General features: G+C 70.1%; 13 protein-coding genes. 2 read left to right on the top strand and 11 right to left on the bottom strand.

The window, feature by feature from the left end; genetic code table 11:
• The 11 genes from QSG27_RS14650 to QSG27_RS14700 form a co-directional block, all read right to left on the bottom strand.
• Positions 1-574: amidase family protein (locus tag QSG27_RS14650; protein WP_306707322.1), on the bottom strand; the 574-nt coding region annotated here is incomplete at its 3' end.
• Between the two features lie 169 nt (positions 575-743).
• Positions 744-1391 carry an SRPBCC family protein gene (locus QSG27_RS14655; RefSeq protein WP_306707324.1) on the bottom strand — a complete coding sequence of 216 codons (648 nt, stop codon included), beginning with the start codon at positions 1389-1391 and terminating at the stop codon, positions 744-746.
• 4 nt (positions 1392-1395) lie between these two features.
• Entirely contained in the window at positions 1396-1884 is a 489-nt protein-coding gene (locus tag QSG27_RS14660; protein ID WP_306707326.1) for a (2Fe-2S)-binding protein, read from the bottom strand.
• The gene (locus tag QSG27_RS14665; RefSeq protein ID WP_306707328.1) at positions 1881-2693 is read right to left on the bottom strand and encodes an FAD binding domain-containing protein; all 813 of its coding nucleotides are present in this window, start codon (positions 2691-2693) and stop codon (positions 1881-1883) included. The genes QSG27_RS14660 and QSG27_RS14665 overlap by 4 nt, the downstream gene beginning before the upstream one ends.
• On the bottom strand, positions 2690-5050 hold the full coding sequence (locus QSG27_RS14670) for a xanthine dehydrogenase family protein molybdopterin-binding subunit (RefSeq protein WP_306707330.1): 2361 nt from the start codon (positions 5048-5050) through the stop codon (positions 2690-2692). The genes QSG27_RS14665 and QSG27_RS14670 overlap by 4 nt, the downstream gene beginning before the upstream one ends.
• A 24-nt stretch (positions 5051-5074) precedes the next feature.
• A complete protein-coding gene (locus tag QSG27_RS14675) occupies positions 5075-5779 on the bottom strand; it encodes an ABC transporter ATP-binding protein (protein WP_306707332.1) in 705 nt (234 codons plus the stop codon).
• Positions 5766-6569: an ABC transporter ATP-binding protein gene (locus QSG27_RS14680; protein ID WP_306707333.1), complete on the bottom strand. Its 804-nt coding sequence runs from the start codon at positions 6567-6569 to the stop codon at positions 5766-5768. Before QSG27_RS14680 ends, QSG27_RS14675 begins: the two co-directional genes overlap by 14 nt.
• Positions 6566-7603: a branched-chain amino acid ABC transporter permease gene (locus QSG27_RS14685; RefSeq protein ID WP_306707334.1), complete on the bottom strand. Its 1038-nt coding sequence runs from the start codon at positions 7601-7603 to the stop codon at positions 6566-6568. Before QSG27_RS14685 ends, QSG27_RS14680 begins: the two co-directional genes overlap by 4 nt.
• On the bottom strand, positions 7600-8472 hold the full coding sequence (locus QSG27_RS14690; RefSeq protein WP_306707335.1) for a branched-chain amino acid ABC transporter permease: 873 nt from the start codon (positions 8470-8472) through the stop codon (positions 7600-7602). Before QSG27_RS14690 ends, QSG27_RS14685 begins: the two co-directional genes overlap by 4 nt.
• A 170-nt stretch (positions 8473-8642) precedes the next feature.
• The gene (locus QSG27_RS14695; protein ID WP_306707336.1) at positions 8643-9797 is read right to left on the bottom strand and encodes an ABC transporter substrate-binding protein; all 1155 of its coding nucleotides are present in this window, start codon (positions 9795-9797) and stop codon (positions 8643-8645) included.
• Positions 9798-9855: 58 nt separating this feature from the next.
• On the bottom strand, positions 9856-11445 hold the full coding sequence (locus tag QSG27_RS14700) for a gamma-glutamyltransferase family protein (protein ID WP_306707338.1): 1590 nt from the start codon (positions 11443-11445) through the stop codon (positions 9856-9858).
• Between the two features lie 706 nt (positions 11446-12151).
• Between QSG27_RS14700 and QSG27_RS14705 the strand changes: the two genes are divergently transcribed.
• Together QSG27_RS14705 and QSG27_RS14710 are read left to right on the top strand one after the other, a co-directional pair.
• Entirely contained in the window at positions 12152-13423 is a 1272-nt protein-coding gene (locus tag QSG27_RS14705) for an amidohydrolase/deacetylase family metallohydrolase (RefSeq protein ID WP_306707340.1), read from the top strand.
• A 40-nt stretch (positions 13424-13463) separates the two neighbouring features.
• Positions 13464-13742, top strand: coding sequence for a hypothetical protein (locus tag QSG27_RS14710; protein ID WP_306707342.1), 279 nt, complete (start codon positions 13464-13466; stop codon positions 13740-13742).
• The last annotated feature ends 67 nt before the right edge of the window (positions 13743-13809 follow it).

Consider the following 13809-nt stretch of genomic DNA (forward strand, 5'->3'; position numbering starts at 1 on the left):
CGGGCGCCGGGGGCAGCAGCACCGCCCCGACGCGGCGGAGCAGCGCCGCCTCCCGCGCGAACCAGCCCACCGTGTCGAAGCTCGGCGCCAGCGGGACGGAGCCGTCCAGCGGAACCGCCCCATGGGTGGGCCGAAGGCCGTAGAGGCCGCAATAGCTGGCCGGCAGGCGGATCGACCCGCCGGTGTCCGTCCCGATGGCGAAATCCACCGCCCCACCCGCCACCGCGGAGGCCGACCCGCTGGACGAGCCGCCGGGGATGCGGCCCGGCGCCTTCGGGTTTTCCGGGGTGCCGTAATGGGCGTTTTCGCCGGCCAGGCTCCAGGCCAGTTCGTCGGTCAGCGTCTTGCCGGCGACGCGCGCCCCGGCGTCGAGCAGGCGCCGCACGGCGGGTGCGGTCTCCTGCGGAACCTCGTGGGTGCGCAGCCAGTCCGGATTGCCTGCCCCGGTGGGGAGGCCCGCGATGTGGAACAGGTCCTTCACCGCGAAGCGCAGCCCGGCCAAGGGGCCGTCCGCGGCTCCGGGGATCTCGCTCAGGCCGTGGGGGACGAAGGCATTCAGAGGGTCGTTGGGCATGATGCGGCGATGGGTCTCACGTTCGGGAGTTCAAATCCCCTCTCCCCTCTAGGGAGAGCGTCAGGGTGAAGGGGGGGTGCGCCTTTGCCGGACGCACCGCCATGCGCATCCCCTCACCGGCTCTCAGCGGATGCCAGAGGCATCCGCCTGCCGCCGTCAGCGCTGATTTTCAGTCAGCGCGAGAGGCCCTCCGGGCCACCCTCTCCCCGGAGGGGAGAGGGCTGGAGAACATCTTGCGCAGCCAGTCCTTCAGCATCACCCACAGCAGATTGCCAGCGTTCAGTTCCTTGGCGGGTTCCGCCGGAGCCGCGGAAGCTGCGATGGGCGCCGCATCCTCCACCACCTCCACCGCCACCTCCACCGGTGCCGTCGCGGCGAGCTTGGCCTCCAGGTTGCGGGCGAACTCGGCGGTCAGGCGGTTGGCGATCTCCTGCACGATGGCGCCGCGGCCGAACTGGGCGAGCACGCCGGTCAGAGTGAAATCGACGGTCAGGTCGATCCGCGTCCCCGGCCCCTCCTCCAGCACCGCGAAGGTCACGTCGGCCTTGGCGCGGGAGTTGTTCTTGGGGTCCGTTCCCTGGCCGTGGATGACGCCGGTGTGGGTCGCCGCGTCCATCGCCAGCGTGCCCTCCCCCGCGAAGGCGGCGGCGATGGGGCCGAGCTTCACGCGCATCTGGCCGAAGATCCGGTCGCCCTCGCGCGGCTTGGTCAGCGAGGCGCCGGGCATGCAGGCGATCACCTGCTCCACGTCGCCGAGCAGCGGCCAGACGCGGGCGCGCGGAAAGTTGACGGCAAGGGTCTGGGTCATGGTCGGCATGGGCTTACCCCGCGTTCGTGTTGCGCGCGTCGATGACACGGCGGATGGCGTTGACGATCCCGACATAGCCGGTGCAGCGGCACAGGTTGCCGCTCATCGCCGTGCGGATGGCCCGGTTGTCGGCGTCCGGGCAGCGCAGAACCACGTCGCGCGCCGCCACCAGCATCCCCGGCGTGCAGAAGCCGCATTGGAGCCCGTGCTCGGCGGAGAAGGCCTCGCGCAGTTCCGCCGCCAGCGGATCGTCGTCCAGCCCCTCCACCGTGGTGACGGACCGCCCGTCGCACGCCACCGCGAAGGTGATGCAGGAGCGCGCCGGCTCCCCGTCGATCAGGATGGTGCAGGCGCCGCAGACGCCATGCTCGCAGCCCAGATGGGTGCCGGTCAGCAATTCCCGCTCGCGCAGGAAGTCGCCCAGATGCTGGCGCGGCGGTACGGTGGCCTCGACCCGCGTGCCGTTGACGGTCAGGGAAATGGTTTTGGCGTGGGCGCTCATGACATCACCTGCGCGATGGCGCGCTTCAGCGCGACGGTGTGGGTCCGAAGGGCGATGGGGTCGTCCGCGGCGGGGCTGCCGGCAAGATGGGCGGCCATCGCCGCCTCGGTGCAGCCGCCCTCGAACAGGGCCGGGCCGTCGATCACCACCGGCTTGCCGGAGGTCGCCCCGGCGACGCAGCGCCACAGCCCGCGCGCCGGGTCGATCAGCACCGCCCCGGTGGCGTGGGAGAACTCGCCGGTCTTGCGGCAGACCTTGCAGTAGCCCCAGCGCGCCCGCTCGGACAGGGCGGGGACATGGATCTCCGCGACGATCTCGCCCGGCTGCAAATCCGTCTCGAACACGCCCAGGATAAAGCCGGTCATCGGCACCGTGCGCCGCCCGCCCGCTCCGGCGATCACCACCTCGGCGCCGAGCGCGGTCAGCACGTTCACCCAGTCCGCCGCCGGGTCGGCGTGGGCGAGGCTGCCGCCGATGGTGCCGCGGTTGCGCACCGCGCGGTAGGCGATCACCGCCGCCACGGACGGCAGCACGCCGCGCGTCACGTCCGGGTAGTCGCCGTCCTCCAGCCGCGCGTGGGTGACGCAGGCCCCGATGACCAGCCGGTCGCCCTCCCGGCGGATCGCCTGAAGCTCCGGGATGCGGGTGATGTCCACCAGAAGCTCCGGCTGGGCCAGCCGCAGGTTCAGCATGGGGCCAAGCGACTGGGAGCCCGCGACGGGCCGCACCATCACGTCGTCGCGCGACAAAAGCGCCAGCGCCGCGTCGAGCGTCGCCGGCTGCGCGTAGTCGAAATCGACCGCCTTCATGCCGTCCCCCGCTGGCCCGCGATGGCGGACAGGATGACCTCCGGCGTCATCGGCGCGTTCGTCACGATGACGCCCAGCGGCTTCAGCGCGTCGTTGATGGCGTTGCAGAGTGCGGCGGGCGGGGCGATGGCGCCGCCCTCGCCGATGCCCTTCACGCCGAACTCGGTGTAGGGCGAGGGCGTCAGCATGTGGATGATCCTTACGTGCGGGACCTCGGTGAATCCGGGGATCAGGTAGTCCATGAAGGTGGAGGCGAGCGGTTGCCCCTCCGCGTCGTAGGGCATCCGCTCATAGAGCGCGGTGCCGACGCCCTGGGCGACGCCGCCGTAGATCTGGCCGTCCACGACCATCGGGTTGACCATGGTCCCGGCATCCTCGACCACCACGTAGTCGAGGATCTCGACCTGCCCGATCTCCGGGTCCACGGCCACCGCCACGGCGTGGGTGGCGTAGGAGAAGGTGCCGTGGTCGCTGCCCGGCTTGTAGCCGGCGGTGACCTCCAGCCCGCCGCGGTCCACGTCGGCGGGAAGAAGCTGCGGCGCGCGGTACCAGGTGTGGGCGATCTCGCGGACGGTCACTGCGGCGCCCCCCGCCGTCACGGCCCCGTCCTTCAGCACCACCGCCTCCGGACCGGCGGCCTGCATCAGGTGCGCGCCGATCCGGCACAGCCGCTCGGCCAGCGTGCGGCAGGCGGTGGCGACGGCGCCGCCGGCCATGACCATGCTGCGCGACCCCCAGGTGCCCGTCGAATAGGGCGTCAGGCCGGTGTCGCCGTGCACCAGCTTGATCTTTTCCAGCGGGATTCCCAGCACCTCGTGGGCGACCTGGGCGAAGGTGGTCTCCATGCTCTGGCCGTGCGACTGCACGCCGACGCGCAGTTCCAGCCCGCCGTCCGGGGTGATGCGGGCCTGCGCCTGCTCGTGCCCCGGCACCATGGGGATGCCCCAGCCGTGATAGACGGCGGTGCCGTGGGCCGACTGTTCGCAACAGGTGGCGAAGCCGACACCGATCAGCCGGCCATCGGGTTCCCCGGCCTTCTGGCGGGCGCGCCAGCCGTCAAGCCCGATGGCGGCGACGGCGCGGCGGACGGATTCGGGATAGTCGCCGCTGTCGAAATGCTTCCGCGTCACGTTGTCGAAGGGCATTTTCTCCGGCGGGACGAGGTTTTCCAGCCGCACCTGCCACGGCTCCCGCCCCACGGCGTCGGCCACGGCGTCGATCATCTGCTCCATGGCGAAGCACACGCCGGTGCGCGCCACGCCGCGGTAGGGAACGATGGGCGGCTTGTTGGTGCAGACCGAGAAGGTGCGGCAGCGGTAATGGGCGAAGTCGTAGGGGCCGGGCAGGATGCTGCCGACCTGCGCCGCCTCCAGGCAGGCGGAGAAGGGATAGACGGAATAGGCCCCGGCATCGACCCAGGCGTCGGCCTCGACCCCCAGAAGCCGCCCGCGTTCGTCGGCGTAGGCGGTGATCTCGTAATGGTGCTCGCGGGCGTTGGCGGCGGCCACCAGATGCTCCCGCCGGTCCTCGGTCCAGCGGACGGGGCGGTCCAGCCGCATGGCGATCCAGGCGGCCACCACCTCCTCCGGCTGGAGCAGGCCCTTCCAGCCGAAGCCGCCGCCAACGTCCGGCGCCACCACGCGGATCAAGCCCTGGTCGAGGTCCAGGCATTCCGACAGGCCGGCGCGCACGATGTGCGGCATCTGGGTGGAGGTGGTCAGGACGAGTTGTTCGACGTGGCGGTCCCAGTGGACGACCACGCCCTTGCCTTCCAGCGGCACCATGCACTGGCGCGCCGTGCGGATGGTGCGGGAGACCTTGACCGGCGCGGTGGCGGCGATTTCCGCGATGGTGCCACCGACGTTGGTCTCCAGGAAGACGTTGTCCGGCCAGTGGTCGTGCACCTTCGGCGCGCCGGGCTTCACCGCCTCCAGCATGTCGGAATTCACCGGCAGTTCGGCGTAATCGACGAAGACGGAGGCCGCGATGTCCTCGGCCTCGGCGCGGCTGGCGGCGACGCAGACGGCCACCGGCTCGCCGACGAAGCGCACCTTGCCGTCGGCCAGCGCCGGCTGCTCCGACACCTTGAAGCCGGGCAGGCCCGACACGGCGCGGATCGGCTTGACGCCGCCCGCCGCCAGATCCGCCCAGGTGAAGACGGCGCCGCGGTGCTCCTCCGGAATCCCGATGCCGGTGATGGTGGCGTGGGCCACCGGGCTGCGCACGAAGGCCAGCTCCTTCATGCCGACCAGGGCGATGTCGCCGACGAAGCGGCCCCGCCCGCGCAGCAGCCGGTCGTCCTCCTTGCGGCGGACCCTGGCGCCGACGCCGGAACCCGCCGTGGAAACTTCTGCCATTCCCTGACCCTCTCGTTCTTCTTCTCAGCCGCCCAGATAGGCGCGCTGGATGTGGTCGTTGGCGAGCATGGCCTGCCCCGTGCCCTGCTCCATCACCTGCCCGCTTTCCAGCAGGTAGGCGCGGTCGCACATGTCGAGCGCGGCGTAGGCGTTCTGCTCGACCATCAGCACGGTGGTCCCCTCCTTGCGGATGTCCGACACGATCTCGAAGGTGCGTTCCACGAGGTTGGGGGCGAGACCCAGCGACGGCTCGTCGAACAGCACGATCTTGGGGCGCGACATCAGCGCCCGCGCGATGGCCAGCATCTGCTGCTCGCCGCCCGACATGGTGCCGGCGGGCTGGTTCAGACGCTCCTTCAGGCGGGGGAAGCGGTGGAAAAGCCGTTCCATGTCCTGGGCCACCGCCTGATGGTCGCGGCGCAGATAGGCGCCCATCTCCAGGTTCTCGCGCACGGTCAGGTGGGGGAAGACGCGCCGCCCCTCCGGGCAGTGCGCCACGCCCAGCGCCAGCACCGTGCGGGGGGCGGCGTTGCCGATCTCCCGCCCTTCGAAGGTGATGCGGCCGGACGCCAGCGGCAGCAGGCCGCTGATGGCGCGCAGCGTGGTGGTCTTGCCGGCGCCGTTGGCGCCGATCAGGGTGACCAGCTCCCCCTCCTCCACCGTCAGCGAGACGTTGCGGAGCGCCGGGATCTGGCCGTAGCAGACGGTGATCCCCTCAACCCTTAGCATGCTTCACCCCCTGGCCCAGGTAAGCCTGGATCACGTCCGGGTTGGCGCGGATGACCTCCGGCGGGCCTTCGGCGATGATGCGCCCGTGGTTCAGCACCACCACGCGATCGGAAATGGTCATGACCATGCGCATGTCGTGCTCGACCAGCAGGATGGTCACGCCGCGGTCGCGGATGCGCTGGACGACGCCCATGAAGGCCTCCGTCTCCGACGGGTTCAGCCCGGCGGCGGGCTCGTCCAGAAGCAGCAGCTTCGGGTCGGCGGCCAGCGCGATGGCGATGCCGAGCAACCGCTGCTCGCCGTAGGCGAGGTTGCCGGCCAGCTCGCCGGCGCGGTGCGACAGCCCGACGAAGGCCAGGATCTCCGCCGCCGCCGCCCGCATCCGCCCCGTCTCCGCCCGCACGGAGGCGAGCCGCAGCAGCGCCCCCCAGGTCTCCGCCCGGCCCTGCCGGTGCATCCCGGTCAGCACGTTGTCGAAGACGGTGCAGCCGGCGAAGATGCTGGTGCGCTGGAAGGTGCGCACGACGCCCAGGCCCGCGATGCGGTTGGAGGACAGGCGCGTCAGGTCGGTGCCGCGGAACAGCACCCGCCCGCCGGTCGGCTTCAGGAAGCCGGTGATGACGTTGAAGGCCGTCGTCTTGCCCGCGCCGTTGGGGCCGATCAGGCTGACGATCTCCCCCTCCGGCACGGCGAAGCTCATCGAGGCGATGGCGATCAGGCCGCTGAAATGCACGGCGACCTCGCGCACTTCCAGGATCGGAGCGGCGGATTCGTCGAGGGCGAGGCTCATGCCGAGGTCTCCTTGCGCAGGCCCAGCGCCGTGGCGGCAACGCGCTTGCGGCGGCCGGCGAACCAGTTCCTCACCGCCGGAACGATGCCCTGGGGCAGGAAGAAGACGACCACGATCATGGCGACGCCGTAGATGATCCACTGCACCTCGGGCCGCGCCACCTCGCGCAGCACCTCGGGCAGGATGCCGAAGGCGAGGCCGCCGACGATCGGTCCGGCCAGCGTGCCCTTGCCGCCCGTTACCACCATGATGACCATGGTCACCGTGTAGATGAACATGAAGACGTCCGGATCGACGATGCGGATGTAGTGGGTGTAGAGCCCGCCCGCGGCCCCGGCCATGCCCGCCGCGATCACCGTGGCGACCACCAGATAGCGCGTCACGTCGATGCCGACCGAGCGCGCCAGCGACTCGTTCTCGCGCAGCGCCACCAGCGCCCGGCCCACCCGCGACTGCACCAGCCGCTGGATCACCAGGAAGCAGACCACCGCGACCGCCAGCACCAGAAGGTAATTGTATTCCTTCCGGTAGAGCGGGATCACCCCGTCCCACGGCAGCCAGACCGACAGCGGCGGGATGTTGTTCAGCGCCATCGGCCCTTCGGTCAGGTCCACCCAGTTCAGCGCGACCATGCGCATGACCTGGGCGAAGCTGATGGTGACGATGACGAAGTAGGCCCCGCGCACCCGGAAGGCGAGCTTGCCGATCAGGAAGCCGAACAGCGCCGCCACCAGGATGCCGCCGAGGAAGGCCACCCACACCGGCTGCGGCCCCAGCACGAAGGGTTCCGCCCCGCCGAGGTCGAGGTCGAAGCCCAGCGACAGCAGCGCGCTGGTGTAGGCCCCGATCCCGAAGAAGGCGATGTGGCCGAGGCTGAGCTGCCCGGTGTAGCCCAGCAGCAGGTTCAGGCTCATCGCCCCAATGATGAAGATGCCGGTCGAGGTCAGGACGTAGAGGATGTACTGGTCGCCCAGCCACAGCGGCCCGACCGCCATGACCAGAACGAACAGCCAGGGGAGGAGACGCGCCGTCATCCGATCCGCTCCTTCATGGCGAAAAGACCCTGGGGCCGCACGATCAGCACGGCGATGATCAGCAGGAAGCCCATGGCGTCGCGGTAGCCCGACGACAGGTAGCCGGCGCCGAACTCCTCGGCGAGCGCCAGCACGAAGCCGCCGATGGTGGCGCCGGGGATGTTGCCCAGCCCGCCAAGGATGACGATGGCGAAGGCCTTCAGCGCCACCAGGTCGCCCATGGTCGGCGTGACCACGAAGATCGGGCCGAGCAGCGCCCCCGCCGTGGCGGCGAGCCCGGAGCCGAGCGCGAAGGTCAGCGTGTACATCAGCCCGCGGTTGACGCCCATCAGCGCCGCCGTGTCCGGGTCCTGGAAGGTGGCGCGCATGGCGACACCCAGCGTCGTCCGGTTGATGAGCAGGTAGAAGCCGCCCAGCAGGAGCAGCGCCACGCCCAGGACGAACAGCCGGTTCATGCCCACCGACACCGATCCCAGCACCACCGGCTCCGCCGGGAAGGGGCTGGGCACGGACTTCGCCACACCGCCCCAGACCAGTTGCTCCCCGGCCTGCATGGCGATGCCGGCGCCGATCATCACCAGCATGGTGGTGTCGATGTCGGCGCCCTTCAGCGGACGCAGCAGCGTGAATTCGATCAGCGCGCCCAACGCCATGCCCAGCACGGCGGCCATCGCCAGGGACATGAAGAAGTTCAGCCCCATCATCCCGGCCAGCATGTAGGCCATGTAGGCGCCGAAGGTGTAAAGCTCGCCATGGGTGAAGTTGACCACGCGCATGATGCCGAAGATCAGCGTCAGGCCGATTCCCAGCAGCGCGTAGGTCCCCCCCAGGACCACGGCGTTCAGAAGGTGCTGTAGGTGCGCTTCCACCGCGTGTCTCCTAACTTCCCCTCTCCCGCCCCGGGAGAGGGTGGCGCCGAAGGCGACGGGTGAGGGTCGTGCGAGGATCGAGGCGCTGATCCTTGCCGGTACCCTCACCCTTCCCGCGCTTCGCGCGGGCCCCTTCCCTCTCCCGGGGCGGGAGAGGGCGGTGAAGCCGGTTACGGCATCGTCACCTTGCCGTCCTTCACCTGGACGACGTAGACGTTGGCCTCGTTCTGGCCGCTCTCCTTGCCTTCCGGACCATCCTTCCTGAAGGCGATGTCGCCGTTCACGCCGTCCAGCTTGACGGTCCACAGCGCGTCGCGGATGGCCTGCGGCTCGGCCTTGCCGGCCTTCCTGATGGCCTCCACGATGGTCATGATGCCGTCATAGCCGCGGTAGCCCTCGGTCAGGCCGGCGAAGTCGTAGCCCTTCCGGTTCCAGCCATCGACGAAGGTCTTGGCGACCGCCGGGTGCACCGCCTTCTCCGGGAACCAGGGGGCGAAGAACAGCGTGAAGTAGCCGCCGTCCGCCGCGGCCCCCGCCTGCGCGATGAGCTGGTCGGGGGAGGAGGAGCCGCCGTTGGTGATGATCCGGTGCGGCAGCCGCAGTTCCGCCGCCTGCTTCAGGATCAGGGTGATCTGCTCGACACCGGTGGTGACGAACAGCGTGTCGCCGCCCGACTGCTTGATGCTGGAGAGCTGGGCCGACAGGTCGGTGGCCTCCGGGGCCATCGTCTCGGTGACGCCGATCTTGACGCCCTTGGTCTGGAGCATCTTGCGGAACTCGTCCGCCGAGCCGCGCCCGAAGTCGTTGTTCACCGCCAGGAAATCGGCCTTCTGGATGGCCGGCTGGAAGTGGTCCAGCTTCTCCGCGAAGGACTTGGCCTCCATGGCGGAGGTCGGGGCGATGCGGAAGACCCACGGGTTGCCCGAGGTGGTGATCTTGGTCGAGGAGGAGGTCTCCACCACCATCGGCACGCCGTACTCCACCAGCTTCGGCATCACCGCCAGGGTGAAGGTGGAACTCCAGGCGCCCATCAGCACCGGGACCTTGTCGCGCACGATCAGCTTCTCGGCGGAGGCGACGGCCTCCTTCGGGTTGCTCTTGTTGTCCTCGATGATGAGCTGGATCTTCTTGCCCAGCACGCCGCCGTTGGCGTTGACGACCTCCTCCGCCACCCGCGCGCCGTTGGCGACGTAGTTGCCCGACGCGGCGACCGCGCCGGTCAGCGGCTGGGTCACGCCGATCCGGATCGTCTCCTGCGCAAAGGCCACGCCCGGCGCCAGCAGCGCGGCGCTCAGCAGCAACGCCGTGGTCTTCATCGTCCGCATGTCGTCTAGCCCCCTCTTCTTGATTTGAACCGTCAGGTCGTCGGTCACTGGGCGGCGGTCACCAGGCGGCGACCGCGCCGTCGCTGCGGGGATCGGTCGCCCCCTCCAGCGTTCCGTCGGCATGGCGGACGATGGCGCCCGCATGCCCCATGGTGCTCGTGAACGGGTCGAGCCGTTCGACCGCGTGCCCGGCGTCGCGCAGGGCGGCGACCAGGGCGGGGTCGAAGCGGCTTTCCAGCTTCAGCGTCACGCTGTCCTCGCCCCAGGTGCGGCCGAGCAGCCAGCGCGGCGCCGTGACGGCGGCCTGCAAGCCCTGCCCGAACATCGCGTAGCGCGAGAAGACGGCGGCCTGCGTCTGCGGCTGCCCCTCCCCGCCCATGGTGCCGTAGACCATGCTGCGCCCGTCGTCGAAGCGGGCCATCGCGGGGTTCAGCGTGTGGAAGGGCTTGCGCCCCGGCGCCAGCGCGTTCCAGCCGTCCTCCGCCAGACGGAAGGAGGCGCCGCGGTTCTGCCAGGTGATGCCGGTGTCCGGCAGGACGAGGCCGGAGCCGAATTCGAAATAGACGCTCTGGATCATGCTGACGGCGCGGCCCTGCCCGTCGATCACGCCCAGCCACACCGTGTCGCCGGGCTTGGCGACATGGGGCCAGGGCAGCGCGCGGGCGCGGTCGATGTTGGCGGCCAGCCCGTCCAGCACCGCGTCGTCGAGGAAGCTCCGGGCCTCCCGCTCCATGCAGGCGGGGTCGCCGATCTCGCGGTCGCGGACCAGGAAGGCCTGCTTGGTCGCCTCGATCAGCCCGTGGATGTGGTCGAAGCCCTCGCCCTCCGTCACGCCCAGCCGGTCGAACAAGGCGAGGATCATCAGCGAGGCCAGACCCTGCGTCGGCGGCGGATGGTTGAACAGCCGCGCCCCGCGCACGCCGACCGACAGGGCCGGGCGGCGGTGCGCCGTGTGGCCCGCCAGATCGGCGGCGCCGACCGGCGACCCGGCGCGTTCCAGATCCGCCGCGATGGCGGCGGCGAGCGGCCCGCGGTAGAAGCTGTCCAGACCCTCCGCCGCCAGCCGGCGCAGCGTGGCGGCCAGCGCCGGCTGCTTCAGCGTGGAGCCTTCCGGCGGCACCGCGCCCCCCGGCAGGAAGGTGTCCTTGAAGCCGGGGACGTCCTTCAGCTCATGCAGCTTCTGACGGGTCAGCCCCTCCTGGCTGGCGGTGACGGGGATGCCCTGCTCGGCGTGGGCGATGGCTTCTTCCAGGATGCGGGCGAGGGGCAGCGGGTCGGCCCACCCGGCGCTGAGGGCCAGCGCCGCGCGCCAGCCGTCGATGGTGCCGGCGACCGTGTTCGCCGCCAGCGGCCCGCGCCAGGGCACCGTCGCATGGCCGTGGCGCCGGTAGAGGTCGAGCGAGACGGCCTTGCCCGCCCCGCCGCAGGCGTCGATGGCGACCGGCTCGCGCCCCGGTTCGGCGATCAGCCAGAAGCCGTCGCCGCCGATGCCGGTCATGTGCGGGTAGACGACGGCCAGCGCCGCGGCGACCGCGACCGCCGCCTCGACGGCGGTGCCGCCGTCGCGAAGGATCTGGAGACCGGCCTGGCTGGCGAGATGATGCGGGGAGGTGACCATTCCCCGGCGGCTGCGCGGCGTGTTCAGCATGGGAACCTCAGCGAAGGAGGCCGCGGATCGTGGAGAAACCCTGCCATTCTTGGGGATACCCGACGTTTTCCGTTGGTTTCCCGTCCCTTTGCGAACGCTGTGCCAACCGGCGGAACACCGCGCGTTCCGGTCCGGCGGGATGATTGGGCAGGCGGTGCGCGGAGGGCCGAAAGCGCCCCTTTGTTGGGCAAACAAACACGGCGGATCGTGGGGCGAGCCGCGCGGACTCCCAGGCATCGCATTGAGAATGAACGGTTAAAGGCGAAACGGCGGCCTTCCGGCGGTCCGCTTCATCCGTGCGCATCCGCTGCCCGCCGCGCAGGCAGTAATCAGTGTACTGACGATATGGACCCGCTTCTCCGTGGCTCCGGCACAGCCGGCTGTCCCCGCCTTTGCAGAGCGGAAAACCACCTGGAAAAGCTGGTTTCCCGCCTTGGCCTTTGCGTTGGTGCACAAATCGTCAGCAGGATGCCGCGGCCCCTCGCCCTGCCATAAATCATCAGCATACTGCGGAAATTCCCCCGGTCCGCGGCGCCCGCCGCATGCCGTGGTATGCCGTATTGTGCGTATTTTGACCACCCGATGCCCAACGGACGGTCAATCGTCAGCATGCTGAAGTTTTGCGCATCCCAGCGAATCCCACCAGCCCTGGCATGCCCCTTGCTGAAAGGTCGGCCAGATAAAAATCAGCGCAAGAAGGTGGGTTATGTCAGACACGCACACGTTCGACCTCGTGCTCCGCGGCGGACGGATTCTCGATCCGGCCAACGGGCTGGATCTGGTCGGCGATCTGGCGGTCGCGAAGGGCCGCATCGCGGCGGTGGCGGAACGGCTGCCCGACGATGCCGCCGGCACCATCCTCGACGTGACCGGAAAGCTCGTGACGCCGGGCCTGATCGACACCCACGCGCACGTCTTCGAAAAGGTGACCGGTCGGTTCGGGCTGAACCCGGACATGGTGGGCGTGCGCTCCGGCGTGTCCACCTTGGTGGATCAGGGCGGGCCGAGCCTGATGACCCTGCCGGCCTTCCGCCGCTTCATCGCCGAACCGGCGCGCTCGCGCACGCTGTGCTTCCTGTCGGCCTATCTGGTCGGCGGGCTGGAGGGCCACTATTACCCGCAGCTTTACCGCCCGGATTGCGTCGATGTGGACGCCACCATCCGCGTCGGACGCGAGAACCGCGACATCGTGAAGGGCATCAAGGCCCATGCCGAGGTCGGCGGCGCCTCGCGCTGGGGGCTGGACGTCATCAAGCAGGCCAAGCGCATCGCGGACGGCATCGGCGTGCCGCTCTACGTCCATCTCGGCCAGCTCTGGCCGGAGGTGGAGGGCGGCGAGGCCGTCGATCCCGACATGCTGGTGGAGGAACTGGTCCCGCTTCTGGATTCGCGCGACATCCTGGCCCATCCCTTCACCCGCCACCCCGGCGGCTTCATCTCGACCCGCACCGGGGAGGTGCACCCGGTCATCTACAAGGCGCTGGAGCGCGGCCTGACCGTGGATGTCGGCCACGGTTCGCACTTCAGTTTCGAGATGGCGCGGCGGACGCTGGCGGCGGGCATCCTGCCCTACACGCTGGGAGCGGACCTGCACGGCTACAACGTGAAGGCCCCGGCGACGGGTGCGGGCGGCGACCGCGAGGCCAACCCCTTCTACGGCGTCGCGCCCTTCAGCCTGACCCACGCGATGACCGAGCTTCTGACGCTCGGCATGGCGCTGGGCGACGTGTTGAGGACGGTGACCGGCAACCCCGCCGCCATGCTGGGCATGGCCGACGAGATCGGCGCGCTGACTCCGGGCATGGCCGCCGATGTGGCGGTGCTGGAGATCAAGCAAGGCCGCTGGCAGCTCAGCGACAACAGCGGAGAGCGGGTGACCGCGCCGGAAATGATCGTCCCGGCCTTCTCGCTGCGCGACGGCGCGGTGCAGGAGGTGGACAGCCCGCTGCTGCCGAAGCCGGTTCCGGTGGCGGCGTAACGCGCGGCCTTGCCCCCACCATCCCCCAAGGATTCCGCCCATGCCCGAAGCCGCACTCGCCTTGTGGATGTTCGCGATCCCGGCCCGCTGCCGCGACGCCGAGGGACGGCGGCTGGGCAAGGCCCGTGCCCTGCTGCTCTCCCACCCGCAGCGCCGGCAGCGCATGATGCTGGAACTGTCGCACGACACCCCGCTCGCCATGGGAAGCCGCATCGTCACCCGGCGCGCGGCCTTCGTGGTGGAGCGCTGCGAGGGCGAGTCCGGCTTCGGCTACCGGCGCTACGCCGTGCGCTGCGTCGGAACGCGGCCCCCGCCGTGACGGAATCCGGGCGCGGCTGATCCACATCAAGGCACGGCAGGCTCCGGCAGGGAATATTAATCGAACG

It is taken from the genome of Azospirillum isscasi, from assembly GCF_030849505.1.
GTDB lineage: Bacteria > Pseudomonadota > Alphaproteobacteria > Azospirillales > Azospirillaceae > Azospirillum > Azospirillum isscasi.